Origin of the sequence: Solidesulfovibrio carbinoliphilus subsp. oakridgensis, from assembly GCF_000177215.2 — a bacterium.
Lineage (GTDB): Bacteria > Desulfobacterota > Desulfovibrionia > Desulfovibrionales > Desulfovibrionaceae > Solidesulfovibrio > Solidesulfovibrio carbinoliphilus.
In genome coordinates this window covers 643,109-668,012 of record NZ_CM001368.1, presented here as the reverse complement: position 1 = coordinate 668,012, position 24,904 = coordinate 643,109, and the positions used below count along the sequence as shown (strand labels likewise).

The 24,904-nt window shown below is 66.4% G+C and carries 26 protein-coding genes and 1 tRNA gene; 4 read left to right on the top strand and 23 right to left on the bottom strand.

The window, feature by feature from the left end; translation table 11 throughout:
- Window positions 1-30: 30 nt before the first annotated feature.
- The 4 genes from DFW101_RS02900 (at window position 31) to DFW101_RS02885 (ending at window position 3,154) form a co-directional block, all read left to right on the top strand.
- On the top strand, window positions 31-936 hold the full coding sequence (locus DFW101_RS02900) for an NAD(P)/FAD-dependent oxidoreductase (protein WP_009180035.1): 906 nt from the start codon (window positions 31-33) through the stop codon (window positions 934-936).
- 187 nt (window positions 937-1,123) lie between these two features.
- Window positions 1,124-1,199 (top strand) — tRNA-Ile (locus DFW101_RS02895).
- 152 nt (window positions 1,200-1,351) lie between these two features.
- Entirely contained in the window at window positions 1,352-2,380 is a 1,029-nt protein-coding gene (locus DFW101_RS02890) for a Nif3-like dinuclear metal center hexameric protein (RefSeq protein ID WP_009180034.1), read from the top strand.
- Between the two features lie 18 nt (window positions 2,381-2,398).
- Complete coding sequence (locus DFW101_RS02885) at window positions 2,399-3,154, top strand: zinc ribbon domain-containing protein (RefSeq protein WP_009180033.1); 756 nt, start codon at window positions 2,399-2,401, stop codon at window positions 3,152-3,154.
- A 286-nt stretch (window positions 3,155-3,440) separates the two neighbouring features.
- Here the strand turns inward: DFW101_RS02885 and DFW101_RS02880 are convergent, their stop codons facing one another.
- The 23 genes from DFW101_RS02880 to DFW101_RS02775 form a co-directional block, all read right to left on the bottom strand.
- Window positions 3,441-3,911: a YaiI/YqxD family protein gene (locus DFW101_RS02880; protein WP_009180032.1), complete on the bottom strand. Its 471-nt coding sequence runs from the start codon at window positions 3,909-3,911 to the stop codon at window positions 3,441-3,443.
- 78 nt (window positions 3,912-3,989) lie between these two features.
- On the bottom strand, window positions 3,990-6,122 hold the full coding sequence (locus DFW101_RS02875; RefSeq protein ID WP_232286133.1) for a S9 family peptidase: 2,133 nt from the start codon (window positions 6,120-6,122) through the stop codon (window positions 3,990-3,992).
- Between the two features lie 245 nt (window positions 6,123-6,367).
- On the bottom strand, window positions 6,368-7,972 hold the full coding sequence (secD, locus tag DFW101_RS02870; RefSeq protein ID WP_009180030.1) for a protein translocase subunit SecD: 1,605 nt from the start codon (window positions 7,970-7,972) through the stop codon (window positions 6,368-6,370).
- A 111-nt stretch (window positions 7,973-8,083) separates the two neighbouring features.
- Window positions 8,084-8,461 carry a preprotein translocase subunit YajC gene (yajC, locus tag DFW101_RS02865; RefSeq protein ID WP_009180029.1) on the bottom strand — a complete coding sequence of 126 codons (378 nt, stop codon included), beginning with the start codon at window positions 8,459-8,461 and terminating at the stop codon, window positions 8,084-8,086.
- Between the two features lie 120 nt (window positions 8,462-8,581).
- Window positions 8,582-9,250, bottom strand: coding sequence for a thermonuclease family protein (locus tag DFW101_RS02860; RefSeq protein ID WP_009180028.1), 669 nt, complete (start codon window positions 9,248-9,250; stop codon window positions 8,582-8,584).
- Window positions 9,251-9,430: 180 nt separating this feature from the next.
- Entirely contained in the window at window positions 9,431-9,631 is a 201-nt protein-coding gene (locus DFW101_RS02855) for a heavy-metal-associated domain-containing protein (RefSeq protein ID WP_009180027.1), read from the bottom strand.
- Window positions 9,628-10,371 (bottom strand): 1-(5-phosphoribosyl)-5-[(5-phosphoribosylamino)methylideneamino]imidazole-4-carboxamide isomerase, encoded by a 744-nt coding sequence (gene hisA, locus DFW101_RS02850; RefSeq protein ID WP_009180026.1) that lies wholly within the window; start codon window positions 10,369-10,371, stop codon window positions 9,628-9,630. The genes DFW101_RS02855 and hisA overlap by 4 nt, the downstream gene beginning before the upstream one ends.
- Window positions 10,368-11,051 carry a hypothetical protein gene (locus tag DFW101_RS02845; protein ID WP_009180025.1) on the bottom strand — a complete coding sequence of 228 codons (684 nt, stop codon included), beginning with the start codon at window positions 11,049-11,051 and terminating at the stop codon, window positions 10,368-10,370. Before DFW101_RS02845 ends, hisA begins: the two co-directional genes overlap by 4 nt.
- Window positions 11,051-11,641 (bottom strand): imidazoleglycerol-phosphate dehydratase HisB, encoded by a 591-nt coding sequence (gene hisB, locus DFW101_RS02840; RefSeq protein ID WP_009180024.1) that lies wholly within the window; start codon window positions 11,639-11,641, stop codon window positions 11,051-11,053. The genes DFW101_RS02845 and hisB overlap by 1 nt, the downstream gene beginning before the upstream one ends.
- A gap of 16 nt (window positions 11,642-11,657) precedes the next feature.
- On the bottom strand, window positions 11,658-12,137 hold the full coding sequence (tatB, locus tag DFW101_RS02835) for a Sec-independent protein translocase protein TatB (protein WP_009180023.1): 480 nt from the start codon (window positions 12,135-12,137) through the stop codon (window positions 11,658-11,660).
- 52 nt (window positions 12,138-12,189) lie between these two features.
- On the bottom strand, window positions 12,190-13,740 hold the full coding sequence (guaA, locus tag DFW101_RS02830; protein WP_009180022.1) for a glutamine-hydrolyzing GMP synthase: 1,551 nt from the start codon (window positions 13,738-13,740) through the stop codon (window positions 12,190-12,192).
- A gap of 1 nt (window position 13,741) precedes the next feature.
- Complete coding sequence (gene guaB, locus DFW101_RS02825; RefSeq protein WP_009180021.1) at window positions 13,742-15,199, bottom strand: IMP dehydrogenase; 1,458 nt, start codon at window positions 15,197-15,199, stop codon at window positions 13,742-13,744.
- Window positions 15,200-15,224: 25 nt separating this feature from the next.
- Window positions 15,225-15,932 carry an ABC transporter ATP-binding protein gene (locus DFW101_RS02820; RefSeq protein ID WP_009180020.1) on the bottom strand — a complete coding sequence of 236 codons (708 nt, stop codon included), beginning with the start codon at window positions 15,930-15,932 and terminating at the stop codon, window positions 15,225-15,227.
- On the bottom strand, window positions 15,925-16,710 hold the full coding sequence (locus DFW101_RS02815) for an ABC transporter ATP-binding protein (protein ID WP_009180019.1): 786 nt from the start codon (window positions 16,708-16,710) through the stop codon (window positions 15,925-15,927). Before DFW101_RS02815 ends, DFW101_RS02820 begins: the two co-directional genes overlap by 8 nt.
- A 1-nt stretch (window position 16,711) precedes the next feature.
- Window positions 16,712-17,758 carry a branched-chain amino acid ABC transporter permease gene (locus DFW101_RS02810; RefSeq protein ID WP_009180018.1) on the bottom strand — a complete coding sequence of 349 codons (1,047 nt, stop codon included), beginning with the start codon at window positions 17,756-17,758 and terminating at the stop codon, window positions 16,712-16,714.
- A gap of 46 nt (window positions 17,759-17,804) precedes the next feature.
- A complete protein-coding gene (locus DFW101_RS02805; RefSeq protein WP_009180017.1) occupies window positions 17,805-18,689 on the bottom strand; it encodes a branched-chain amino acid ABC transporter permease in 885 nt (294 codons plus the stop codon).
- A gap of 101 nt (window positions 18,690-18,790) precedes the next feature.
- A complete protein-coding gene (locus tag DFW101_RS02800; RefSeq protein ID WP_009180016.1) occupies window positions 18,791-19,960 on the bottom strand; it encodes an ABC transporter substrate-binding protein in 1,170 nt (389 codons plus the stop codon).
- 124 nt (window positions 19,961-20,084) lie between these two features.
- Window positions 20,085-20,705, bottom strand: coding sequence for a tetratricopeptide repeat protein (locus DFW101_RS02795; protein ID WP_009180015.1), 621 nt, complete (start codon window positions 20,703-20,705; stop codon window positions 20,085-20,087).
- A complete protein-coding gene (locus DFW101_RS18865; RefSeq protein ID WP_009180014.1) occupies window positions 20,692-20,832 on the bottom strand; it encodes a CcmD family protein in 141 nt (46 codons plus the stop codon). The genes DFW101_RS02795 and DFW101_RS18865 overlap by 14 nt, the downstream gene beginning before the upstream one ends.
- A 1-nt stretch (window position 20,833) precedes the next feature.
- On the bottom strand, window positions 20,834-21,502 hold the full coding sequence (locus tag DFW101_RS02790; protein ID WP_009180013.1) for a cytochrome c biogenesis protein: 669 nt from the start codon (window positions 21,500-21,502) through the stop codon (window positions 20,834-20,836).
- 7 nt (window positions 21,503-21,509) lie between these two features.
- On the bottom strand, window positions 21,510-22,187 hold the full coding sequence (locus tag DFW101_RS02785; RefSeq protein ID WP_009180012.1) for a heme exporter protein CcmB: 678 nt from the start codon (window positions 22,185-22,187) through the stop codon (window positions 21,510-21,512).
- Window positions 22,181-22,852 carry a heme ABC exporter ATP-binding protein CcmA gene (ccmA, locus tag DFW101_RS02780; protein ID WP_009180011.1) on the bottom strand — a complete coding sequence of 224 codons (672 nt, stop codon included), beginning with the start codon at window positions 22,850-22,852 and terminating at the stop codon, window positions 22,181-22,183. Before ccmA ends, DFW101_RS02785 begins: the two co-directional genes overlap by 7 nt.
- A gap of 4 nt (window positions 22,853-22,856) precedes the next feature.
- On the bottom strand, window positions 22,857-24,749 hold the full coding sequence (locus DFW101_RS02775) for a heme lyase CcmF/NrfE family subunit (RefSeq protein WP_009180010.1): 1,893 nt from the start codon (window positions 24,747-24,749) through the stop codon (window positions 22,857-22,859).
- Window positions 24,750-24,904: the final 155 nt, after the last annotated feature.

Below are 24,904 nucleotides of genomic sequence, written 5' to 3'. Positions count from 1 at the left end.
CCCCGGCTCCGCTCCCGGAGGTTTTTTCCCATGCAACGCACCCAGTGCCTGATCATCGGCGCCGGCCCGGCCGGCCTGTCCGCCGCTATCTACACGGCCCGGGCCGGTATGACCACCGTGGTCGCCGGCTGTGAGCCCAAAATCGCCGGCGACTACGACATCGACAACTACTTCGGCTTCCCCGAGACCATCTCGGGTCGTGAACTGATCAAGCGGGGCGTGCGCCAGGCCGAGCGGTTCGGCGCCAAGCTCGCCTGCCAGCGGGTGCTCTCCGTGCACATGGCCGAGGACGGCTCGTTTGCGGCCAAGACCGACCAGGAGGAATACGAGGCCGAGGCCGTGATCATCGCCGCGGGCGTGACCCGGGTGCGACCCGGCATCGCCAATATCGAGGCGTACGAAGGCAAGGGTGTTTCCTATTGCGTCAGCTGCGACGGTTTTTTTTTCCGGGGCCGCAAGGTCATCGTGGTCGGCGAAGGCAATTACGCCGCCAACCAGGCCCTGGAGCTGACCAATTTCACCACCGACATCACCGTCCACACCCAGGGCAAGGCGTCGGAAATCGACCCCGGATTTGCCGAAAAACTGTCGGCCGCCGGCATTGCGGTCTCCACGGCCAAGATCGTCAGCCTCGCCGGACAACCGGCCCTGACCGGAGCGGTACTGGCCGACGGTACGACGCTTCCGGCCGACGGCCTGTTCGTGGCCATGGGACAGGCTTCGGCCCTGGATTTCGCCAAGACGCTCGGCGTCACCTCCCGGGGGGCGTTCCTCGAGGCCGACCACGAGCAGAAGACCAATGTGCCGGGCGTGTTCGCTGCCGGGGACTGCGTGGGCCACTTCCTGCAGATCAGCGTGGCCGTTGGCGAGGGCGCCAAAGCCGGCCGGGCGGCCATTGCCCACGTCAAGGAGCGCCGGAGTGCGGCCGGGGCCTGATGTCCTCCTTTCAGGGGCAGCCATGTGATCTCCCACACGGCGCCGACAATGGAATCGTTTCGAGGCGACCGCACACGCCTGCTTCCCCCGGGCCCTTTGGGCAGGCCTTTGCCGCATGGCCACTGGCCGCCGCCTCTTGACACGGGACTGCGCGCTGTCCTATCAATGCCAGTTCGCAGTGCGGCATGGGCCCATAGCTCAGTTGGTAGAGCCACCGGCTCATAACCGGCAGGTCCCAGGTTCGAATCCTGGTGGGCCCACCACGCCACCCGCCACCACGCCACCACGAAGGATACATGGCCAAGCCAGCGAAACGTCCCGCCCCAGCCTTTTTCGCCCGCCGGGCGATCCGGGAAATACCACCAAGGCGCTTTTTTGCCCCTGCGGCCGTGCGAAGCGCCTTTTTCATTGCGCCATGCAGATACGGGAACTGATCGCGGCCGTGGAGCGCACCGCCGATCCCAGGCGCGCCGCGAGCTGGGATCGGTCCGGGGTGCAGATCGCCGGCACCCTGGCCGCCTGCGACCGGCTGGCCGTGGCCCTCGATCCGCTGCCGGACACGATCGAAGCCGCCCTCGACTGGGGGGCCCAGTGCATCCTCACGCACCATCCCCTGACCCTTTCGCCCCGCCTACCGGACCGCGTGGACGATTACCATCGGGTCCTGGCCGCCGTTCTCGGCCGCGGGGCCTGGCTCTACGCCGCCCATACCTCCCTGGACGTGGTGACCGACGGCCCGGCGGGCTGGCTGGCCGAGGCCCTGGAGTTGTCCAACCGCCGCATCCTGGAACCGGCGGGCACGGTCCCCCACCTGCAGGCCCGCTGGCAGGCCAGCGGCAGTGCCGCAGCCGGCCGGGCCGCCCTGGCCGCCCTGCCCGGTGTCACGGCCCTGGCCCTTGGCCCGGACGTGTTCGAAGCCGTGTTTTCCCCCGGCGCGAGGGGCCTCGTGGAACAGACCCTGGCCGCTGCCTGCCCGGAGGCGACCCTTGTCTCCCTGGACGAAGTCCTGTCTCCGGCGACGCCCTACGGCTATGGCCTTGTCGGCGAACTGCCGAGCCCGCAGCCCTTCCCGGAACTGGAAAAACGGCTGGCCGGCCTCCTGTCCCGATCCTTTTTCACCCTGGCCGGAGACGTGCCCAAACAGGTGGCTGTCCTGGCCTACTGCCCCGGTTCCGGGGCGGACATGGCCGGACGCGCCTTTGCCGCCGGAGCCGACATCTACCTGACCGGGGATCTCAAGTACCACCAGGCCCTGGCCGTGCCCCGCGGCCGGCTCGTCCTCGATGTCGGGCATTTTGCCCTGGAGGAAGCCATGATGCGGCGCTTTGCTGCCGACCTGGCCGCCACCTTTGGCGATGCCGGTCCTTTTGTACGGTATTTTTCCGGAAACGATCCGTTTTCGGCGCATTTTCCGGATGGGCCGTCCCCTTCCCGGACCGAATAAACACGCGGAGAACACGTCATGTATTTAAAGCAGATCGAACAGCTGGTGGTCTTGCAGAAGGTGGACGACGAGATCGTCATCCTCCAGGACGAACTCAAACGGGCTCCCCTGCAGATTTCCGAGCTCGAAAAACGCCGCCAGGAAATAGAAGAGAGCGCGGAGATCGTCCGCGACAAGCTCAAGTATCTGACCGACCAGCAAAAGCGTCTGGAATCGGAGATCGAGACGGACTCCGTGCGCCTCAAAAAGAGCAAGAGCAAGATGATGATGGTGGGCAACACCAAGGAATACCACGCCATGATGCGTGAGATGGACAACCTGGAAAAGCAGAACCGCGGCCGGGAAGAAGAGAAGATCACCGTGGCCGAAGAACTGGCCCGCCAGAACCTGGAACTCAAGACCATTGACGAGCGGTCCGGTGGACTGGGCGTCGAGCTGGCCGCCGCCCGCCAGAGCCTGGACGAGCGCATCGCCGTGGCCAAGGCCCGGCTGACAGAGCTTGAGGCCCGTCGGGCCGAAGCCGGCCAGGCCGTACCCAAGCCCATCCTGCAGCGCTACGAGTTCATCCGCTCGCGCCTCAAAAACCCGGTCATCGTGCCGGTCAACGCCGGCATCTGCTCGGGCTGCCACATCTCCATCCCGCCCCAGTCGTTCATCGAACTGCAAAAGGGCGTTCAGATCCTTTCCTGCCCCAACTGCCAGCGGCTCATCTACTGGAGCGACCACATCGCTCCGGAGCCGACCCCCGAGACCGAGGAAACGACCGCCGAATAGCTGTCCCCGGGACGCCACGGTCAGACCGTGGCGTCCCGTTTTTTCCATCCTTTCTTTTCCCGCCCCACTCCCCCGGCCACGGCGCCGGGCCTGCTGCCGTTTCCTTCACTCAAAAGCCCTGACCTCCCCATCCCGCCCCGGGCCGCTCTCACCGGCCCCGGCCGTGCGCCTTGGCGTTTCCAACGGCGGTCGGCGAAATCTGTGCAGATCATTCCCCTCCACAGCCCTGCGGCGTCCGCCCAAAGAGGGGGAGACAGGAATCCGCCCAATCCGGATGGCAGCCGTATCAGCAGCTTGAGCCGTCTGCCCCTGCGGCGTGCCGGGTCAGAAAGATGTCGAGCTGGTTGGCGAAGGCCTCCCGGTCGCGGTTGGAAAGGGGCGGCGGGCCGCCGGTCGTCACCCCGCCGCTTCGCAGCTCGTAGAGCAGGTTGCGCATGGCCAGGCGGCCCTGGATGTTGTCCTTGGTGTAGAGCTCGCCCCGGGGATTCAGGGCATGGGCGTCTTTTTCAATGACCAGGGCGGCAAGCGGTATGTCGGCCGTGACGACCAGGTCGCCGGGGCTGACGCGTTCCACGATGGCCGCGTCCACCACGTCGAAGCCCTGCCCCACCCGGATGGCGGCGATGTAGTCCGAACGCGGGACTTGCAGGGTCTTGTTGGCCACCAGGGTCAGGCCGAGGCGCAGGCGCATGGCCGCGCGAAACAGTATTTCCTTGATCGGGTTCGGCAGCGCGTCGGCATCGGCATAGATGTGCATGGATTTTCCTTGGGCGAACGGACAGGGCGCGGTCCTCGCGCCGCTCGCAGGGAAGACGGTTGGGACAGGGCCCCGAGCTTACGATCCCGACGGCTGCGCCCCGTCGGCGGGAGGCGGTCCGCCCGAGAGCCCGGCAGCGGAGGATCCGTCGCCGGCAGGCTGCTCCATGCCCGTGACCACCGCTCCCGGCGCAGCCGGCACATAGCGGGCGAACCAGTCCAGGTTTCGGACCATGAGGTCTCGGATAAGGGCCGGCTCGGTCACGTCATGGCCGCTCCGGGGATAGGCGGCCAGCCGGGTCGGGACGCCGAGGCGGGAGAGGGCCGTGTAGAGTTCGAGGGACTGGGTGAACGGCACGCGTTCATCGGCCACGCCGTGCTGGAACAGGGTCGGCGTCTTGATGGCGGCGGCGTATTTGAGGGGCGAACGGTCAAAGAGGGCCTCGAACCGCTCGTACGCCTCGCCGCCGAAATAGAGCGGAATGAAGTCCGGCAGGTCCATGCTGCCGCACTGGCTGACCAGGTTGGTGATGCCGGCCCCGACCGAGGCCGCCTTGAACCGGCCGGTGTGGCCGATGGCCCAGGCGGCCAGGTAGCCGCCGTAGCTCCAGCCCATGACGCCAAGCCGCTCCGGATCGGCCAGCTTTCGCGCCACCAGGGCGTCGAGGCCGCTTTGCAGGTCCGCGAAGTCGGCTCCCCCCCAGTCCCCGACATTGGCCCGCCGAAAGGCCGGACCGTAGCCGTCCGACCCCCGGACATTGGGCTGGAACAGGGCATAGCCGCGCTCGGAAAAAACGGCCAGGGGATAGTAGTTGAGGGCCCCCAGGTACTGCCGGTCGGCCACCAGCGCCGGCCCGCCATGGAGCTCCACCAGGAGCGGGGGCGGCGTGGACGCCGGCGCGATGGGATGCGTGTAGAGTCCCTCGACGGTGGTCCCGTCCGTGGACTGCCATCGCACCACTTCGGTCCTGCCCAGACGATAGCCCGCAAACTCCTTGTTGACCGACGACACGGCCCGGGGGGCGAACCGGTCGGCCGGGGTCACGTAGGCCTCGGGGGGCAAGGAGCTGTCAGCCAGGACCAGTCCAAAGGCGTCCCCGGCCGGGGACAGGGTGGCCGAGGCCACCACATGGGGTGTGTCCGAGACCAGGCGCGGCGGCCCGCCGTCCACGGGCAGGGCCCAGATGACGGCGCAGGTGCCCTGGGCCTCGCGGACGTAGACCGCTTCGCCGCCGGCCGACCAGCCGAGCAGTTCGGGACGGGCGTCCGGCGTTTCGGACAGGGCGCGCGGCGCGCCGCCAGCGGCGGGCACGACCATGACCCGGGCGGCGCTGAAATAAAAGCCCGGCGCGGCCATGGAGACATAGGCGACCGATTTGCCGTCCGGCGAAAAACGCGGGCTCCCCTCGGAGCCGTCGGTGTCGGCCAGGGAAGTGACGGCGCCTGTTTTCACATCCACCAGGGCGATGTCGGTGTTGGCCGCGTCCCCCGGAGCGGGCGCGCCGGAAGCGGACGTGACGCGCCGCCCCCGTGGCGGCCCGTCCGGGGCCGTTGTTTCGAAGGCGATGCGGCCGCCGTCCGGCGAAAAGACGAAATTGCCCACGTCACGGTCCGTGACCAGGCCACGCGGGCCTCCGTGCCCGACCAGGGGCAGCAGGAACAGGCCGGCCGCACCGCTTGCAGCGTCCAGGACTTCCACGTCCGCATCGTCGTTGTTGCGACTGGCCGCCCCCTTGCTCTCGGCCACGATCGTCATGGCCAGGGATTTCCCGTCCGGGGCGAAGGCCAGATCGAGAACGTCCCCCTGTCCCCGGCTCAGGCGCCGGGTCTGGCCGGTGGCCAGATTTTGCAGGACAGCCTCGGTGGTGTCGTCACCCTGCTGGAGATAAGCAAGCCGCGTTCCGTCCGGGGAGAAGCTGGGTTTTTCGCACTGCGCGGTTTCCGGGGTGACGGGCCGTGGGCCGGCCTTGCCCGGCTCGGCCAGATAAATGCGGGAATACAGGTCCCCGTCCCGGATTTCCGGTGCGGCCCGGGTGACGGTAAAGGCCACGCGCCTGCCGTCGGGCCCGAGCCGCACGTCCGCCACCATGGCCACGCGCAGCATGTCTTCCACGCTGAAAGGCTTGCCTCCCGCCACGGCCCGGCCCGCCAGGGCCAAAGCCAGGAGCAGGACCATCGTGAGGGTAAGCCCCGTCCGGATCAAGGGCCTCACAGCCTGATCGGAAAGAACGAAAAAACATCCCGGCCCCTGACCAGGGCCCGGCGCGGGCCGCCGATCCGGCAACGGGCGCCACGCGGCGCGGACGGGGCAGAAGCAGGGAAGGGAGAGCATCGACACGAACAGACCTCGCAACGGGTGGTGGGCGCGAAAGCAGTGTAAAGCCGTCCGGGGAACCGGTCAAACCGGAAAAAAGAAGGCCCCCTTGCGGGGGCCGTGTCGGATCGGGGACGGATCGATCAGATATGGATGCCGGCGTCCACCGGCCGCTTGGACAGCCAGAGGTCGAACAGGAATCGGGTGAAAAAGATGGCCGTGAACATGGAGGCCACGATGCCGAGAATGAGGGTCACGGCGAATCCCCGGATGGGCCCCGTGCCGAATTGGTAGAGGACGGCGGCCGCGATGACCGTGGTCACGTTGGCGTCGAGGATGGTCAGGGTGGCCCGGCTGTAGCCCGTATCCACGGCCGATCGGGCGGTCAGTCCCCGGCGAACTTCCTCGCGGATGCGCTCGAAGATGATGACGTTGGCGTCCACGGCCATGCCGATGGTCAGGATGATGCCCGCGATGCCGGGCAGGGTCAGGGTGGCCCCGAATCCGGCCAGGCCGGCCATGATGAGCATGAGGTTGAAAACAAGCGCCATGTCGGCCACGGCTCCGGCCACGCCGTAGTAGAGGATCATGAAGGCCACGACGAGGACGCCGCCGACCACGGCCGAATACACGCCTTTTTCGATGGACTCCTGCCCCAGGGAAGGACCGACGCTGCGTTGCTCCAGGATGGTGACCGGCGCGGGCAGGGCTCCGGCCCGCAGCACGATGGCCAGGTCGCGGGCCTCTTCGGTCGAGAACCGGCCGGTGATACTGGCCCGGCCGCCGCTGATCTTCTCCTGGATGGTCGGCGCGGAATAGACCTTGCCGTCCAGAACGATGGCCAGGCGCTTTTTCACGTTTTCGCCGGTCACCCGCTCGAACTGGCGGGCTCCGCTCGGGGTGAAGGACAGGCCGACATAGGCCTGATTGGTGTTGTCGAAGCCGGCCCGGGCGTCGGCGATGTTCTCGCCGGTCATGACCGCCTCGGACCGCAGCACGATGGGCCGTTCGAGGTACGAGCCGTCGGGGTTGCGGTGGCGCAGGACGGAAAGTTCCTCCCCGGGCGGCACAAGGCCCTTTTGCGCCTTGTCCAGGTCGGCGTTGTCGTCCACGACCTTGAACTCCAGGTGGGCGGTCTTGCCGATGAGCTTGATGGCCCGCTCCGGGTCGTGCAGGCCCGGCAGCTGGATCTGGATGCGGTTGTCGGCCTGCTTGCGGATATCGGGCTCGGCCACGCCGAATTCGTCGATGCGGTTGCGGATGGTCTTGACGGCCTGATCAACGGTCATGCGGGCCTGGTCGGCCTTGTAGCGCGGGCTAAACGACAGCTTGTAGACGTACTTGCCGTCCGCGGCGCTCTCGACGCCGTCCACCACAAGCACCTGGAAATGGCGCGAAAGGAGGTCGTCGAGTTCCTGGCGCTTGTCCGGCGTATTGAGGATAAAGGTCAGCTGCCGGCCGTCGGCCGTGGATTCCGGGCGCTGGAGGACGATGCCTTCCTCCTTGGCCTGATCCCTTATGTCGCGGCCCATCTGGGCCAGGGAATTGGCCAACGCCTTGTCCACGTCCACCCCCAGGGTGAGGTGGATGCCGCCCTTGAGGTCAAGGCCGAGATTGATGACATCGTCCGGCAGGAACTTGCCGAGAAAGGTCTGTTTGACCGACCCCACGGACGGCAGCATGTAGATGAGGCCCAGAAAAGCCACAAGGCTTATGCAGACCAGTCGCCAGCGCAGATTTCCAGACATGGGCGAGGCTCTCCTTGGGAGGCTTGCGCTTCGGGGGCAATGCGAAAAAACAAAGGGACTGCCCACGGGCAGCCCTTTGCCGTCGGTCGGGCCGATTGCCGCCCGAAGGAGTTATTCCTTGTCCTTGGACTTGTCTTTCGTCTTGGTTTCAGTCTTGGCAGCCATAGCCTGGGGATCGGCCGGACCGGAGACATAACTGCGGTTGATCTCGATGGTCAGGTCCTTGGCGATCTCCACCGTCAGCCGGTCGCCATGGACTTCCATGATCCGGCCGTAGATGCCGCCGCCGGACAGGATAGAGTCCCCGCGCTTGAGGCCGGCCAGGTATTCGCGGTGCTGCTTGGCCTTTTTCTGCTGGGGGCGGATCAGAAGAAAATAAAAGATGGCGAACATCAAAATCAGCGGCAAAAAAGCGGTGATGGGATTGCCCCCCGCATCGCCGCCGGCAGGGGCGGCGCCCATGGCGTGCGCCAGGCTCGGAAAAAACATGCGGCCTCCAGGTGGTTTTTTCACCCGACATGCCCGTCCCGCAGGGGACGTCCGCCTCCCGGGACGGTGTCGGGTCTAGGACTCTCGCGGCAAAATGGATGGTCCAAAAATGCCGTCGCGTCAAGGCCATTTCCGATTCCAGCCCTTGCCCGGACCCGCATCCCGATCCGACGGCCAGGGCGTGCAGTCCCGGGCCGGGGTGTAGCCCCGGCCAAAGGCCTCGCCAAGCGTCGGCAACACCACCCGGTTGCGGGGGCCGATCCGGCCGGCGTCCGGGCAGCCCGGGGCATGGAATCGATGCGAGGCGGTGTTGCCGACATACGCCCCGCCCGGAGCCGGCAGGGCCAGGATGCGCGGCCAGAAACCGGCGCCGGCGGCCATGGCCCGGCGCTGGATCCCCAGATACCGCTCCACAAGGGAACGCGGCAGGTCGCGGTACCAGAAGACATAGGCCGCCCCCTCGCCGAGCATCCGTTCGGCAACCGAGGTCCCGTCCGGCCGGATCAGGGACCCGAGGGTTCGGCCGTAACGATCGGTCCCCTCCCCTACCAGCGCCAGGCCCAGGGGCTGGCCCAGGGTCAGCCGGGCCAGGCGCGAGGTGGCTTCCACGGCGTAGTACTGGGCCGGGGTCCCGGAATGGGCCATTTCCGGTGCGTCGATGCCGGCCAGACGCAGCCGGCGGCCGTCGGCGAGCACGCAGGTATCGCCGTCGAGGACGCGCACGACCGTAACCCGCTCCAAGGCGGCCAAAAGCCCGGCCGGCCAGCCGAGAACCAGAAAGAGAACCATGAGGCCCAGGCCCCGCGCGGCCCAACCGGCAGCCGACCGGGCCACACCAGCGGAATCCGCAGCGATGCGTCCTCCCCCTTCTCCAGCCCCGCCCCACCCCGCCGAGCGGTCCGGCCAAAAGAAACCCGGCCGCCGCGCAGAGCGCGGCGGCCGGGTGCAGTCTGAAAAAAAGTTCACGGGCTACTTTACCTGGCCCGGGACAAAACCGATCCGGTCAATGGCCGTCTTGATGGCATCCTCGGACGCGTCGCCCTCGAAGGTGGCCAGTCCCTTTTCCAGGCTCACGGACACGTTGGAGAGGCCCGGCACTTCGGACAGGGCCTTGGTCACGGACGCGACGCACTTTGGGCAGTGCATGCCGCCGACTTCCACGGTTTTCATGCGACCTCCTCGGACTGGCTGGCGATATAGGCCATGGCATCGCCGAAATCGAGGGTCCCGGCATAGATGGCCCGGCCGGTGATCACGCCCTGCAGCCCTTTTTTGGAATACGGATAAAGCGCCTTGACGTCCTCCAAGGTGGCTACGCCGCCGGCCACGATGACCGGCAGGTCCGTCAGGGTGAGCAGACGCGCAAGCGCCTCCTTGTTGACGCCGGACTGCATGCCGTCGCGGCTGATGTCGGTGTAGACGACAAAGGCCGCGCCCTGGTCCTTGAGCCGCGGCAGCACGTCCTCGACGCCAAGGCCCGCGTCCTCGACCCAGCCCTTGACCTTGAGCCGGCCGTCCACGGCGTCCAGGGACACGCCGACGCGGCCCGGATGGGCGGCGCAGACCGTGGCAAAGGCGTCGGGATCGGCCAGGGCCATGGTGCCGATGATAAGCCGCCTGACCCCGGCATCGAGGTAGGCGGCCGCGGTGGCCGCGTCGCGGATGCCGCCGCCGAGCTGCACCGGCACGGACACTCCGGCACAGATGCGCCGGATCAGGTCGAAGTTTTTCGGCTTGCCGCTAAAGGCCCCGTCCAGGTCCACCAGATGGAGCCACAACGCCCCGAGATCAGCCCAGTGCCGGGCCATGGCCACGGGATCGGGCGAGAAGACCGTCACCTCGTCGGCCAAGCCTTGCCTCAGGCGCACGCACTGGCCGTCCTTGATATCGACCGCCGGGAATAGGATCACAGCCCAAGCTCCTTGAGCCCCTGGCGCAGGCCTTCCTGGGCCAGTTCCATGGCGGTCACCCATCGGCCATTGCGGGACACGAACTTCTGGGCCTCCAGGATGTTGGAGGACAGGGACTGCTGGGTCTCGTCAAAGTGGTAATGCTTGACGATGCCGCCCGTGCGCACGTCCACGAGGGTGAGCGTCAGATCGACGCTGGCCGGCTTGGTGGCCCCGATCTCCGACCCGTCGCGCTCACGCCAGTTGAGGACCATGGGCACGACCACGAAGTCGGCGCCGGCGCATTTGCCCACGTTCTGCCAGTAGCGCATGGTGGCCAGCCGTCCGGATTCGTCGCCCCGGGCAGCCGTGCGGGCGCATTCGGCCGTCATCTTCGCAGGCGCGATGGTCTGCCTGGATCCGGCCACATCCTCGGCCAGGGCGGCGTCGAGGTGGACGACCACGACCTCGGGCACGGACCGCGAGGACGGCAGGTAGCCGGAAAGCAGGTCCGCGTCCGTGGCCGGATTGGTGAACGGCGCCACGGCAAAGGTCTTGCCGAGGAAAGCCACGGCCGAGGTGGCGGCGTCGCCCGGGGCAGAGGCCTTGGCGGCCGGGGCGTGACGCCGGGCGCAGCCCGTGGTCAGGATGACAGCGGCCAGCAGCGTGATGAGAAGAGCGGTCAGTGATTTGGTTCGCATCAATCCAGGCTCCCTTTGGTGCTCGGCACCCTGCCCGATCCGTAGGCGGCCACGGCACGACGCAGGGCCAATCCCAGCGCCTTGAAGGCCGCTTCCACCAGATGATGGCCATTTTGGCCGTATTCGTAATGGATGTGAAGGTTCATGCGGGCGGAAACGGCAAAGGACTTGAAAAACTCCCGCCACAGGTCCTTTTCCTCGCCGGCGATCACCGGCGGCAACACGTTTTCCCTGTACACGAGATACGGGCGTCCCGAAAGGTCCACCACCACCTCGCACAGGGCCTCGTCCATGGGCACCTTGGCCATGCCGACCCGGGCGATGCCGGCCCGGTCGCCCAGGGCCTGGCGAAAGGCCTCGCCCAGGCAGATGGCCGCGTCCTCCAGGGAATGGTGGGCATCGACCTCCATGTCGCCCCGGCAGGTCAGCTTGAGGTCGAAGGCGGCCCAGAAGGCCAGGAGATTGAGCATGTGGTCGGCAAACCCGAAGCCGGTGTCCACCGCCGCCGTGCCCGCGCCGTCAAGGGCGATCTCAACGGCCACCCGGGTTTCCCCTGTCTCGCGGGAATACGTGCCAAAGCGTTCGGTCATGGCGTTCCCCGTCCGCCTAGGCGGTCGGGGCCTCCTTGCCGGGAGCGGCCTCGTTGGCCTCGTCCTGCTTGCTGGCCACGGCCTTGGCCGCGTCGGCCGGAGTGGCGTGGGTTTTGGCCGCCGGGTCCGCCTTGGCCGAAGAGGCCTCGGCCGTGTTGCCGGCATGTTCCGGCGCGCCGGCCGGCTGGGCCGGAGCGGCCGGCTTGACGGCCGGGGCCGCGCCCGAGGGGGCGGCGACCGTTTCGACCGAAGCGGCCGACTGGGCCGCCGCGGCCTGTTCGGGATACAATTCCTTCCTGGCCTCGGCTTGCCGGTTTTCCCGGTCGGCCCGGTCCACCTCGGCCTCGAACGTGGACTTCACGTCGCTGCTCATGCGCCGAAATTCCGCCATGCCCTTGCCAAGCGTCCGCATGAGATCGGGCAGCTTGGAGGGGCCGATGACGATCAGGGCCACCACCAGGATGATCAGAAGCTCTGTGGAACCAATGCCAAACATAGGCTTGCTCTTTTTCGCCAGCATGCGCCGGCCGGGTTGCGGATGACGGCGGTTATTCCCACTCGATGGTGCTTGGCGGCTTGGAGGAGATGTCGAACACCACCCGGTTGACGCCTTTGACTTCGTTGATGATGCGGCCCGACATGGAGGCCAGGATTTCGGAGGGCAGGCGCGACCAGTCCGCCGTCATGGCGTCCAGGCTGTCCACCACCCGGATGGCGGCCACGTTTTCGTAAGTGCGCCCGTCGCCCATGACCCCGACGGTCTTGAGTGGCAACAGCACGGCGAACCCCTGCCAGACCTTGCGGTACCAGCCCGAGGCCAGAAGTTCGCTCTGCACGATCTTATCCGTTCGACGCAAAATCTCAAGCCGTTCCTCAGTCACTTCTCCGATGATGCGGATGGCCAGGCCCGGTCCGGGGAAGGGATGGCGCCAGATGATGAAGTCCGGCATGCCAAGCTCCACCGCGACCTTGCGCACCTCGTCCTTGAAAAGCTCCCGCAACGGTTCGATGAGTTCGAGCTTCATGACATCGGGCAGGCCGCCGACGTTGTGGTGGCTTTTGATGACGGCGGACGGGCCCTTGAAGGAAACCGACTCGATGACGTCGGGATAGAGCGTCCCCTGGGCCAGATACTTGACCTTGGGCAGCTTGGCCGCCTCGACTTCGAAGACCTCGATGAAGGAGGTGCCGATGATCTTGCGCTTTTGCTCCGGGTCGGTCACGCCGGCCAGACGGTCGAGAAAGAGCTTTGACGCATTGATGTAGTGCAGGTTGAGGTCGAAGTGCTCGCGCAGGTAGGCGGCCACCTCCTCGCCCTCGCCGAGGCGCAAAAGCCCGTTGTCCACAAAGATGCAGTGGAGCTTTTTGCCGATGGCCTTGTGGAGCATGACCGCGACCACGGTGGAATCCACGCCGCCGGACAGGGCGCAGACCACTTCGTCGTCCCCAACCTTTTCCTTGAGGGCGGCAAGTTCCGTCTCGACGAAGCTCGCCATGGTCCACCCGGGAGTCAACCCGGCGATACGGAAAAGGAAATTGCCGAGGATGCGTTCGCCGTCCTCGGTATGGGCCACCTCGGGGTGGAACTGCAGGGCGTAGATGCGCCGCTCGACATTGGCCAGGGCGGCGATGTCCACGTTTTTCGTGCGCGCGGCCACCACGAAGCCGGCCGGCGGCGCGGTCACCTTGTCGCCGTGGGACATCCAGACCGTGTGGCTTCCGGCTTCGGGCAGGCCGGCGAACAGCGGCACATCGGCCAGGACGGTCAGTTCGGCCCGGCCGTATTCCCGGTCCGTGGACGCGGCGACCGTGCCCCCGGGCTGGGTGTGGGCCAGAAGCTGCATGCCGTAGCAGATGCAAAGGATCGGGAGTTCGAGGTCGAACACGGCCGGATCAAAGGGCGGCGCATCGGCGTCGGTGACGCTCGACGGCCCGCCGGAGAGGATCAGCGCCTTGGGGGCCATGGCCCTCACCTGGGCGGCGTTGACGGTGCAGGGATGGATTTCCGAATAGACCCCGGCCTCGCGCACGCGGCGGGCGATGAGCTGGGTGTACTGGGACCCGAAGTCCAGGATGACGACCTTGTCGGGAGCGGACATATCAGTAGGTCTCCACGCGATAGTTGGGGGCTTCCTTGGTGATGATGACATCGTGGACATGGCTTTCGCGAAGGCCGGCCGGGGAAATGCGCACGAACCTCGTCTTTTGCTGCAGGTCCCCGATGGTGGCGCAGCCGCAGTAGCCCATGCCGGAGCGCAGGCCGCCGACGAGCTGGTAGATGCTCTCGGTGACGGGTCCCTTGAACGGCACCCGGCCGACAATGCCCTCGGGCACGAGCTTTTTGGATTTTTCCTGGAAATAGCGATCCGAACTGCCTTCGCGCATGGCGTCGATGGAGCCCATGCCGCGGTAGATCTTGTACGTGCGGCCCTGGTAGAGCACGGTCTCGCCCGGGCTCTCCTCGGTGCCGGCGAAAAGGCCGCCCATCATGACCGTGTCGCCGCCGGCGGCGATGGCCTTGACGATGTCGCCCGAGAACTTGACCCCGCCGTCGGCAATGAGCCGTTTGCCGGCCTCGCGGCAGGCCCGGGCCGCTTCCATGATGGCCGTGACCTGGGGCACGCCGACGCCGGCCACCACGCGAGTGGTGCAGATCGAGCCCGGCCCGATGCCGACCTTGACCGCATCGGCCCCGGCGGCGATCAGCGCCTTGGCCCCTTCGTAGGTGCCGACATTGCCGCCGATCAGCTGGCAGTCGGGGAAGTTCCCCTTGATGGCCTGAATGGCTTCCAGGATGTTCCTGGAATGGCCGTGAGCCGAGTCGAGGACCAGGAAGTCGGCCCCGGCCTCAAGGAGGCTGGCCGCCCGCTCGTCCCGGTCGGCCCCGACGCCGATGGCCGCGCCGACCCGCAGCCGGCCATGGCTGTCCTTGCAGGAATTGGGGTACTTGCGGATCTTCTCGATGTCCTTGATGGTGATCAGGCCCCGAAGCTTGTTGTTCTCGTCGACCACCAGGAGCTTTTCGATCCGGTTCTGGTGCAGATGGTGCTTGGCCTCTTCAAGGGTGGTGCCGACCGGCACGGTCACCAGGCTCTCCTTGGTCATGACGTCCTTGACCTTGGTCACGGAGTCCTTGACGAAACGCACGTCGCGGTTGGTGACGATGCCGACGAGCGTCCCCTCGTCGACCACGGGCAGGCCCGAGATGCTGTACTCGCTCATGACCACCAGGGCCTGCTCCACGGTCATCTCGGGCGGCACGGTGATGGGCGAGATGATCATGCCGGACTCGGACTTCTTGACCTTCTCGACCTCGAGGCGCTGTTCGGCGATGGTCATGTTCTTGTGCACCACCCCCACGCCGCCGCAGCGGGCCAGGGAGATGGCCATGCGGGACTCGGTGACCGTGTCCATGGCCGCGCTGACAAGGGGTATATTGAGCTTGATCTCCGGGGTCAGCCACGAGGAGACGTCGGCTTCGTCCGGGAGGACCTCCGAGTAGCTCGGCAACAGCAGCACGTCATCGAAGGTCAGCCCGGTCTCGATGATTTTTTCCATGTCTCGATTCTCCTTCGGGGGCTTCTTAGTCCAGGCCAAGATAGGCGGAGCGTACCTTGGGGTCGTTTAGCAGGTCGCGGGCCGCCCCTTCCAGGGTGATCCGGCCGGTTTCGAGGACATAGGCGCGGTGGGCGATGTGCAGGGCCATCTGGGCGTTTTGCTCGACCAGAAGGACCGTGACGCCATCCGCGTTTATCTGCTTAATGATTTCAAAGATATTTTCAACTACCAACGGCGCAAGGCCAAGCGACGGCTCATCGAGCAGCAAAAGCTTGGGCCTGGCGAGCAGGGCCCGGCCGATGGCCAGCATCTGCTGTTCGCCGCCGGACAGCGTGCCGCCCATCTGGGTCCGGCGTTCAAAAAGGACCGGGAAAAGCCCGTAGACCTTTTCTTCGTCGGCCCGGATGCCGGCCTTGTCCCGGCGCAGGTACCCGCCCATGAGCAGGTTTTCCTTCACGGTCAGGCGCGGAAAGATCATGCGGCCCTCGGGCACCTGGGTGATGCCAAGGGACACGATGCGTTCGGTGGAAAGCCGGGTCACGTCCTGGCCGAGAAACGAGACCGTGCCGCGCTTGGGCGGGGTGACGCCGGAGATGCTCATGAGGGTCGTGGTCTTGCCCGCGCCGTTGGCGCCGATCAAGGTCACGATCTCGCCCGCGCCGATGCGCAGCGACACGCCGCGAAGGGCCTGGATGTTGCCGTAATAGGTGTGGATGTCCGTGATCTCAAGCATGGGCCGCCCCCTTGCCGAGATAGGCCTCGATGACGTCCGGGTTGGCCCGGACCTCTTTGGGGGAACCGTCGGCTATTTTGACCCCGTGGTCGAGAACGACCAGCCGGGCGCAGATGCGCATGACGAGCTTCATGTCATGTTCGATGAGGACCACCGTGACGTCACGGGCCAAAATGGCGTGGATGAGGTCGACCAGGGATTCGGTCTCCTTGGGGTTCATGCCGGCCGCCGGTTCGTCAAGCAGGAGCAGCTTGGGCTCGGTGGCCAGGGCCCGGGCGATTTCCAGGCGGCGCTGGTCGCCGTAGGAGAGGCTCGCGGCCTGGGACAGAGCCTGCTCCCCGAGTCCCACGAAGTCCAGGCATTCCATGGCGGCATCGAGGATCCGCCGCTCTTCGGCCTTTTGCGACCGGGTCCGCAGCACCGCACCGAAGAAGTTTGACGCGGTCCGGCAGTGCCGGCCGATGCGGACGTTGTCGAGCACGGTGAGCGAGGAGAAAAGCCGGATGTTCTGAAACGTCCGGGCCACGCCGAGCGTGGTCATGCGCTCGGGCTTGCTGCCGGCCACGTCTTTTTGCCTTCCGGCCTCGCCAAAGACGATGCGGCCCTCGGTCGGCTTGTAGATGCCGGCCACGCAGTTGAACATGGTGGTTTTGCCCGCGCCGTTGGGGCCGATAAGCCCGAGGATCGACCCCTTGGGCACTTCGAAGGAAACGTCGGCCAGGGCCATGAGCCCGCCGAAGCGTTTGCTGACCCCTTCCACTTTCAAGATCGCATCCATATTACGCCGTCCGCCGCGCGGCAAGTTTCGCGCGCAGTTCCTTTATCAGTCCGCTTTGCATGGTCGATTCGGCCACCTGGGTGAAGATGCCGCCCGGGCGGAAACGCATGATCAGGACCATGATGAGGCCGTATGCCAGGAAACGGGTCTCGGCCGGCAGCCCGAGCTTGGGCAGGATCACCCGCAGGATTTCGCCCAGGGCGATGAGGATGACCGCGCCGACCAGGGCCCCGTTGATGTTGCCAAGGCCGCCGAGGACGACCATGCACAAGACCAGAAACGATTCCCAGAACTTGAACATGTCCGGGGAAATGAAAAGCGTCCACCGGGCGAAAAAGGCGCCGGCCATGGCGCCGATGGCGGCCGAGACGGCAAAGGCGATGACCTTGTAGGCGAGCAGGTTGACACCGGTCGAGGCGGCGGCCATGGGGTCCTCGCGGATGGCCAGCCAGGCCCGGCCGAGGCGCGAATCCTCGAGCCGGCGCATGCCGATGTAGACCAGAAGCACCATGGCCATGGCCAGGTAGTAGTACGGCACCTCGCCCCGGAAGGCGTAGCGCCACCGCTCGTCCACGCCAAGGAGCGTGGCCAGCCAGGTGACATCGAGGGACACCGGCGCGATGCCCGGAACGCCGAGCGGCCCCCGGGTCAGCCATATCTCGTTGGTCAGAAAGAGGACCACGAGTTCGGAGAATCCGAAGGTGACGATGGCGAAATAGTCCCCGACCAGCCGCAGGGTGGGAACGCCGAGCAGGATCCCGAAAAAGGCGCCGTTTAGGGCCGCAAGCGGCACGATCACCCAGAACGACATGTTGTAATGGATGGTGAGCAGGCCGGCGGTATAGGCCCCGATGCCGTAAAAGCCCACGAACCCGAGATCGAGCAGGCCGCAGAAGCCCGGCAGAATGTTCAATCCCATGGCCAGGACCATGTAGACCATGATGAGGACCAGGACGTGCAGGACGTACACGTCGCGAAACGGCAGCAAGGGATAGGCCAGGGCCGCCGCCGCGAGGACATACAGGAGAGTTTTTAACGAGCCACGCATGCTTTTTCCGGTCGTTTCGGGCGGCCGGGGGAACCGGCCGGCCGGGTTAGGCCTTGTCCACCACGGACCGGCCGAGAAGGCCGGAGGGGCGGAAGATGATGACCAGGATCATGACCGCGTAGGCCACGCCGTCGCGGTAGGGGGAGGAAATATAGCCCGCGCCGAGGGTTTCGGCGATGCCGAGCACCACCCCGCCGAGCATGGCTCCGGGCACGGAACCGATGCCGCCGAGCACGGCCGCGGCAAAGGCCTTGACCCCGGCCAGATACCCCATGGTCGGATACATGGTATTGTAATACATGGAGACCATGATGCCGGCCACGGCTCCCATGCCCGAACCCAGGGCAAAGGTGAAGGAGATGACCCGGTTGACGTTTATGCCCATAAGGGCGGCCGCGGTCTGGTTCTGGGCCAGGGCGCGCATGGCCGTGCCGGTCCGGGTCCGGGTGATGATGAGATTGAGGCCGAGCATGAGGAGCAGCGCCACCACGTAGATGGACACCTGCATCCAGGAAATGGTGACGTCGGAAAACGTCACGGCCGGGTCGCTGAAAAACGCCGGCAGGGCCTGCTTGGGAAAGGGCAACGGCCGGCTGCCCCAAATGATCATGGCCAGGTTCTGCAGGAAGATCGACATGCCGATGGCCGTGATGAGCGCCGCGAGCCGAGGAGCGTCGCGAAGCGGCCGATAGGCGATGATGTCGAGCAGGACGCCGATGGCGGCCGTGGCCAGCATGGCCAGAAGCACGGCCAGGGGCAGCGGCAGGCCCAGGGAAATAAACGACAGGGTCAGGAAGGCCCCGAGCATGTAAATTTCGCCGTGGGCGAAATTGATGAGCTCGATGACGCCGTAGACCATGGTGTAGCCCACGGCGATCAGCGCATAGATCAGGCCCAGGGTGAACCCGTTGACGAGCTGCTGTTCAAACAACGTCCGCTCCGAAACGGTTGAGGGTGTCTTGGTGGGCTATAAAGCGAACAGGCTGGATCGGGTCCAGCCTGTTCGCGTTCCATGTCCTTTGCGGCGTCGCGCTAGTTCATCTGCTTGGGAGCGGGCACGAATACCCCTCCCTTGACCATCTTGACGTTGGCCGGCTTCTGGCAGTCGCCGTTGGCGTCGAAATAGTTGACGCCGGTCACGCCCTTGTAGCCCTTTTCCGGGCTGTCCATGCCGGCCAGGTAGTCGCGGATCTTGGCCCGGTCCGGACCGGCCTTGGCGATGGCGGCCGCGAGCATGCCGGTGGCGTCGTAGGCGTTGGCGCTCATCCAGTCGACCTCGCGTTTGTACTTGGCCTTGAAGTCCTCGATGAACTTCTTGGCGTCGGCCCCGGCGGTCTCGGCCAGAAAGGGGGCGGTCAGGTAGGTGTCGTCGACGGCGGCGCCGCCGAGCTTCATGTAGTCGGCATTGTCAAAGCCGTCGGCGCCGAACTTCGGGACGCTCAAGCCGATCTTTTTCGCCTGGTCCGCAATCAGCGCGCCTTCGGGGTAGTAGCCGGCGATGAACATAGCCTGGGGAGCTGCGCTCTTGAGCTTGGTCAGCTGGGGCGTGTAGTCCTGGTCGCCCTTCTTGTAGGCTTCCTCGCCGACGATGGTCAGGCCGAGCTTTTTGCCTTCCTTGACGAAGGCGTCCTTGAGACCGATACCGTAGTCGTTATTTTCGTAGAAGATGGCGACCTTTTTGAGGCCCAGCACCTTGTCCACGTAATCCGCCAGAAACTTGCCCTGGAAGTCGTCGCGGTAGACGTTGCGAAACGCCCAGACCTTGCCCTTCTCGTCCTTGTTCTTGTCGCTTATGGCCACGCTGGTGGCGGTCGGCGAAATGGCGGGCACGCCTTCGCGCACGTAGGTCGGCAGCGCGGCCAGTTGGGCCGAGGAGCACAGATGGCCGACGATGCCGACGATGTCGGGATCGTTGGCGATGGAGGAGGAAACGGTGGCCGCCTCGCGGGGCTCGCACTGCTCGTCGAGGTAGACGGCTTCGAGCTTCTTGCCGCCCACGCCGCCGGCGGCGTTGATCTCGTCGATCTTCATGGCCACGCCGGCCTTGACGTTTTCGCCGTAACCGGCGGCGCTGCCGGTATAGGGCGAAGGCACGGCGATCTTGATGGTTCCGTCAGCCCGCGCCCCTGTGGCCGAGAGGCCAAGCGTCAGGCCCAAGGCAGCCCCAAAAAGGCTCATACGCATCCATTTCCTGCCCATCATCGACACTTCCTCCCGTTGCGGTTGGCGTCAGAATTCGTGGCGCACACCGTCCGGGCCGCCCCGGCCGGCCTACCCCACTATTTGCGTCTACATTCACCAAATCGTCATGAAAAGCAATCCGGCCTTACGGAGCGGGCTTTTCGTCGCGTTCCTTGGTAGCCGTCTGCCGGGTCTCGGGATCGGTCTTTGGCGAGGCGATGACCGCGTCGAAGGCCTCCTTGGCCTTTTCCGGCTGGTTCAGGGCATATTTGTAGAGCAGGCCCAGGTTGAACCGGGCCCGGTAGTCCTCGGGATCGCGGGCGAGCAGGCCCTCGAAGGCGGCCTTGGCCCCGTCCAGGTCCTTCAGGTTGTAGCGGACCACCCCCAGGGCGTTTTGCACATCCGGGTCGTCGGGGCGGACCTTGGCCACCTTGTCCAGGAAGACCTTGGCCCGGTCATGGGCACCCATGGCCATGAAGCGTTCGGCCATGGCCATCTGGAGCCCCGGATCGTCGGGATTCTCCTGGAGCTTTTGCATGAGCTCCATGACTTCCTTCATGGGGCCGTTCATGGCCTGGCCCATGGCCTCGGGCATGCCGCCCTTCTTCGGCTGCTGGCGCACCTCGAGGCTCGGGCGCTGCAGCCGGTACACGAAGGAGGCAATGAACACCACGGCCAGGGCAAAGGCCACAAAAGTCAGAACCATCCGGCCCGAGGCATTGGGGCCCGGAGCGTTGGGGACGGTTGCGCGCTCAGTCGTCGTCACCGAGGACCTCCATGCGTTTGAGGCGGCGTTCCAGCCGCTTCTGGGCGGCGGCCAGAAAGGCCACGTAGCAGCCGATGCCGACCCAGACAATGACGTTGGCGGCAAAAAGATACTGTTCCTTTCCCATGTCAGTTCCTTACGGCGCCGTGGCGGAAAAGCGCCGCCACGGCGTCCTTGGCGGCCAGTTGCCGGGAGCGGGCCAGGAGCAGGGCCAGCCAGAGCAGCCCCATGGCCACGAGGTTGGCGACCATGGCCAGCCACATCTCCGGCTCCATGCCGCCGCCCTGGGGGCCGAAAACGGCCGGGTGGATGCTGCGCCAGTAGCGGGCGGAAATAAAGACCAGGGGCACGTCCAGAAAGGCCACCACGCCAAGGACGGCCAGGACCGCGTCCCGGCGGGCGCCGCCGACGTCAGAGGACCGCAGGAGCAGGTACGCGGCGTAGACGAACCACATGACCAGCGTGGTGGTGAGCCGTGGGTCCCAGGTCCACCAGACGTTCCAGATGGGCCGGGCCCAGCACATGCCGGTGGCCAGGGCCAGGCCGGCGAACAAGACGCCCAACTCGGCGGCCGCGCCAGCCAGGCGGGCGTATTTGTCGCGTCGCTTGGCCAGATAGAGGATGGAGGCCACGAAGACCACGAAAAAGCTGACGAACGACCACCAGGCCATGGGCAGGTGGGTGTAGAAAATCTTCTGGACCACGCCCATGGACTCTTCCACCGGGGCGTAATACCAGATGGCCCACTGGGCCAGGATGGAGGCGGCCGCGGCGGCCAGGGCGCAGATGCGGATCATGGAAGCCTTATTCCTCGCCGGTATAGAGAAACGGAAAAAGGACCAGGGCGGCGGCGGTAAAAACGGCGTCAAAGGCGCCGACGGTCCCGGCCCAGGCGGCCACGGCCTCGAATCCCCGGCCGGAAATCACGGTCTCAAGGAGCCTGATCCCGGCCAGGAGGACCGGCACCAGGAGCGGAAAAAGAATCACGGTCAGAAGCGATTCCCTTGACGACCGGCCCACCGACAAGGCTCCGAGAAGCGAGCCCAGGGCGCAAAGCCCCCAGTCCACGGCGGCGACCACGCCGAGCCCGAGCCAGACCGAACCGGCAATCCGCTGCCCGAGAAAGACCACCGCTGCGGGGGCGAATACCATCTGGCAGCAAAAAAGCAACACCCATCCGGCGGCGGCCTTGCCGAGCCAGACGGCCTGGGCCGGGGCCGGGGAAAGCAGCAGGCCCAGGCGCGCCCCCTCGGCCTCTTCCAGACCAAAGAGGTGGTTGAAGACCAGGACCTGGCCAAAGGCCGTGGCCAGCCAGAAGACGGCGGCCGCAGCCAGGGGGGGCGACATTTCGCCCGGCTCGCGCGACAGGCTCATGATGAAAATAAGGAGCAGGCCAAGGAGCACGGTCTGGACCAGCCCCTGGGCCCCGGCCAGGGCGAGGCGCAGGTCCTTTCGGGCGATGGTCAGGGCGGCGGTCAGCACGTCGCCTCCAGGGCCAGTCCGGACGGGTCGAAATCCCCGGCCGGCCCGTCGTAGGCGGCCTTGCGGTCGCGAAGGCAGAGGACCCGGTCGCAGGCCGGCAGATCGGCCAGGATGTTGTGGCTGACCCAGACCACGGCCGCGCCCGAGGCGGCGGCGTCCCGGATCTCCCGGCGCAGCATGCCGGCCGAGGACGGATCGAGGCCCGAAGCCGGCTCGTCGAGCAAAAGCAGGCGCGGCGCGGTCAGAAAGACCCGGGCCAGGCTCAGGCGCTGGGACATGCCGCGCGAGAAGATGCCCGCCTCCTCGTCGGCGAACCGGGAAAGCCCGACGCGGGCTAGGGCGGCGTCCACGGCCGCCCCGTCCCGGGGGAACCCGAAGAGAGCCTGCCAGAAGGCCAGGTTGGCCCGGGCGGTCATCTTCGGATAGAGGAGCGTGCGGTGGCCGATATAGCCGATCTCTCCCGGGGCGAGCCCGGTTTCCACCTCGCCTTCGCTTGGCGGCATGAGCCCGGCCACCATGCGAAGGAGCGTGGACTTGCCCGCGCCATTGGGGCCGACGACCAGGAGCACCTGCCCGGAAGCGACGTCCAGATCGATGTTTCGAAGGACCGGCCGTTCGCCGAAAAAACGGCTCACCCGGCGAAGCCGCACCACCGTCTCGGCCATGGTCCTACGCTGCCCCGTTTTTCGGCCGGCGAAGGCTCAGGAACGGGGCCAGGCACATGATCGTGCCGCCGATCCAGACCCAGTTGACCAGCGGATTGAGGCTGATCTTGATGCTGGCCGCCTTCTTGTCCGAGGCGGAGAGCAAGGTGGCGTAGAGTTCGTCGCCAAGGGACGGCAGGGTCGAGACCTCGGCAAAAGGCTGCTCAAAGCCCTTGTAGACCCGGCGCTCGGGCGTGAGCCGGCCGACCGGCCTGCCGTCCTTGGCCACGTCGATGACGGCCCGGGCGATGGTCATGGCCGGGGTGGCCTCCTGCTCCAGGTCCTTGTAGGTCAGGGTGAAGCCGCCGATCTGCATGGTGCGGCCAGGGGTCAGGACGGCTTCCTGGTTGAGCTGATAGGGACCGGAAAAGGCCACGCCGAGCGTCAAAAGGGCCAGCCCCAGGTGGACGGCGTAGGCCCCGAGGGCCCCGGCCCGGCTCCTGGCATGGCGCTGGCGCATGAGCACGTAGACGACCGTGGCCATGGCCGCAACCGACGACGCGCCCGCGAAAAGGGCCACCGGCAACCGCAGGCCGACGCCGTAGAGGATCGCCCCGCCGCCGACCAGGGCGCCGAGCGTGACGCCGAGGCCGGCCTTGTCCCGCACGCCCTCGGTCCAGGACAGAAGCGGGCAGAAAGCCACGAGAAAGGTGACCAGGGCGAAAAGGGGCAGGCAGACCCGGTTGTAGAACCCGGCGTCCAGCCCGACCGGGTTGGCGCTCCACAGCCGGCTCACCACCGGCCACATGGTGCCGAGCAGGACCACGGCGGACAGGGCCAGCATGAGCCAGGCCAGGATGACCAGAAATCCCGGGACACTCAAAAGCCCGGACAGGGGCTTGGACCGGTCCGCGAAATACGACGCCCCGGCCACCAGCACGGCAACGAGCAGGGCCAGGGAGAAAAGCATGAACAGCAGCAGCGGCTCGCCCACCCCGCCCTCGCCAAAGGCGTGCAGGGATTCGACCACCCCGCTGCGCACCAGATAGGTGCCGAGGATGCAGGTGACGAAAGTGACGACAGCCAGGGCCACGTTGGTTTTGGACAGGGCCTTGGTCCGCCGCTCGACGATGGAGGTATGCAGGAAGGCCGTGGCCACCAGCCAGGGGATGAGCGAGGCGTTTTCCACCGGGTCCCAGGCCCAATAGCCGCCCCAGCCGAGTTCCATGTAGGACCACCAGCCGCCGAGGACGATGCCGGCGGTGAGAAAAATCCAGGACAGGATGGCGGTATTGCGCCCGGCCGCGGCAAAGGACCTGCCCTCCCCGACCAGCCACGAGGCCAGGGCCAGACAGGCCGGCACGGCGAACCCGGCATAGCCGAGGAACAGAAGCGGCGGGTGGAAGATCATGCCGGGATTGCGCAAGAGCGGATTGAGCCCCCGGCCCTCGGGCAGGGGCGGCACGGCCTCCAAGAACGGATTGCTCGGCCCGGTCAGGAGCAGCAGGAAAAAAGCCTCGATGGACAGGAAAAACATCCAGTAGGCATACCGCGTGGCCGGGGCCAGACCCTGGTACGAGGGGGAAAAGGCGAAACAGACCCCGAAAAGGGCCAGGACCAGCATCCAGAAAAGGAGCGATCCGGCCTGCCCGGCCCAGAAAGCGGTCAGGGCGTAAAAAAGCGGCAAGAGGGTATCCGTGTACTCGGCCACATAGATAAACGAGAAGTCGCGCCGCCACAGGGCGGTGGCCAGGATGGCCGAAGAGACGACCACGGCCAGGGAAGCCAGGAGGTGGCCGCGTTCGAGAAGGACCAGCCGGCTGTAATCCCGTCGCCACAGGCCGAAAATGGCCGTGGCCGCCCCGGCCAGACAGACGAGCATGGCCACGAGCAGGGCAAAATACGCGGTAACGTGCATCAAGGCTCCTTTGTCGGGACAGGACGTTTTTTGCGTGCCAACGGCGGGGGCACCCGCGCCGGCCCACGCGCGACAAGGCGCAAGAGCCGGGGCGTCCCGGGCCACGGCCGGGACGCGATGCCATCCGGCCGGACCGGCGGAAGATAAAACAGCGG

Excerpts from the sequence above, each read along its gene's own strand:
- DFW101_RS02900 (WP_009180035.1), top strand. The coding sequence starts at position 31 with ATGCAACGCACCCAGTGCCTGATCATCGGCGCCGGCCCGGCCGGCCTG.
- DFW101_RS02890 (WP_009180034.1), top strand. The coding sequence starts at position 1,352 with ATGCAGATACGGGAACTGATCGCGGCCGTGGAGCGCACCGCCGATCCC.
- DFW101_RS02885 (WP_009180033.1), top strand. The coding sequence starts at position 2,399 with ATGTATTTAAAGCAGATCGAACAGCTGGTGGTCTTGCAGAAGGTGGAC.
- DFW101_RS02880 (WP_009180032.1), bottom strand. The coding sequence starts at position 3,911 with ATGCACATCTATGCCGATGCCGACGCGCTGCCGAACCCGATCAAGGAA.
- secD (WP_009180030.1), bottom strand. The coding sequence starts at position 7,972 with ATGTCTGGAAATCTGCGCTGGCGACTGGTCTGCATAAGCCTTGTGGCT.
- yajC (WP_009180029.1), bottom strand. The coding sequence starts at position 8,461 with ATGTTTTTTCCGAGCCTGGCGCACGCCATGGGCGCCGCCCCTGCCGGC.
- DFW101_RS02860 (WP_009180028.1), bottom strand. The coding sequence starts at position 9,250 with ATGGTTCTCTTTCTGGTTCTCGGCTGGCCGGCCGGGCTTTTGGCCGCC.
- DFW101_RS02855 (WP_009180027.1), bottom strand. The coding sequence starts at position 9,631 with ATGAAAACCGTGGAAGTCGGCGGCATGCACTGCCCAAAGTGCGTCGCG.
- DFW101_RS02845 (WP_009180025.1), bottom strand. The coding sequence starts at position 11,051 with ATGCGAACCAAATCACTGACCGCTCTTCTCATCACGCTGCTGGCCGCT.
- hisB (WP_009180024.1), bottom strand. The coding sequence starts at position 11,641 with ATGACCGAACGCTTTGGCACGTATTCCCGCGAGACAGGGGAAACCCGG.
- tatB (WP_009180023.1), bottom strand. The coding sequence starts at position 12,137 with ATGTTTGGCATTGGTTCCACAGAGCTTCTGATCATCCTGGTGGTGGCC.
- guaA (WP_009180022.1), bottom strand. The coding sequence starts at position 13,740 with ATGTCCGCTCCCGACAAGGTCGTCATCCTGGACTTCGGGTCCCAGTAC.
- guaB (WP_009180021.1), bottom strand. The coding sequence starts at position 15,199 with ATGGAAAAAATCATCGAGACCGGGCTGACCTTCGATGACGTGCTGCTG.
- DFW101_RS02820 (WP_009180020.1), bottom strand. The coding sequence starts at position 15,932 with ATGCTTGAGATCACGGACATCCACACCTATTACGGCAACATCCAGGCC.
- DFW101_RS02815 (WP_009180019.1), bottom strand. The coding sequence starts at position 16,710 with ATGGATGCGATCTTGAAAGTGGAAGGGGTCAGCAAACGCTTCGGCGGG.
- DFW101_RS02810 (WP_009180018.1), bottom strand. The coding sequence starts at position 17,758 with ATGCGTGGCTCGTTAAAAACTCTCCTGTATGTCCTCGCGGCGGCGGCC.
- DFW101_RS02800 (WP_009180016.1), bottom strand. The coding sequence starts at position 19,960 with ATGATGGGCAGGAAATGGATGCGTATGAGCCTTTTTGGGGCTGCCTTG.
- DFW101_RS18865 (WP_009180014.1), bottom strand. The coding sequence starts at position 20,832 with ATGGGAAAGGAACAGTATCTTTTTGCCGCCAACGTCATTGTCTGGGTC.
- DFW101_RS02790 (WP_009180013.1), bottom strand. The coding sequence starts at position 21,502 with ATGATCCGCATCTGCGCCCTGGCCGCCGCGGCCGCCTCCATCCTGGCC.
- ccmA (WP_009180011.1), bottom strand. The coding sequence starts at position 22,852 with ATGGCCGAGACGGTGGTGCGGCTTCGCCGGGTGAGCCGTTTTTTCGGC.
- DFW101_RS02775 (WP_009180010.1), bottom strand. The coding sequence starts at position 24,749 with ATGCACGTTACCGCGTATTTTGCCCTGCTCGTGGCCATGCTCGTCTGT.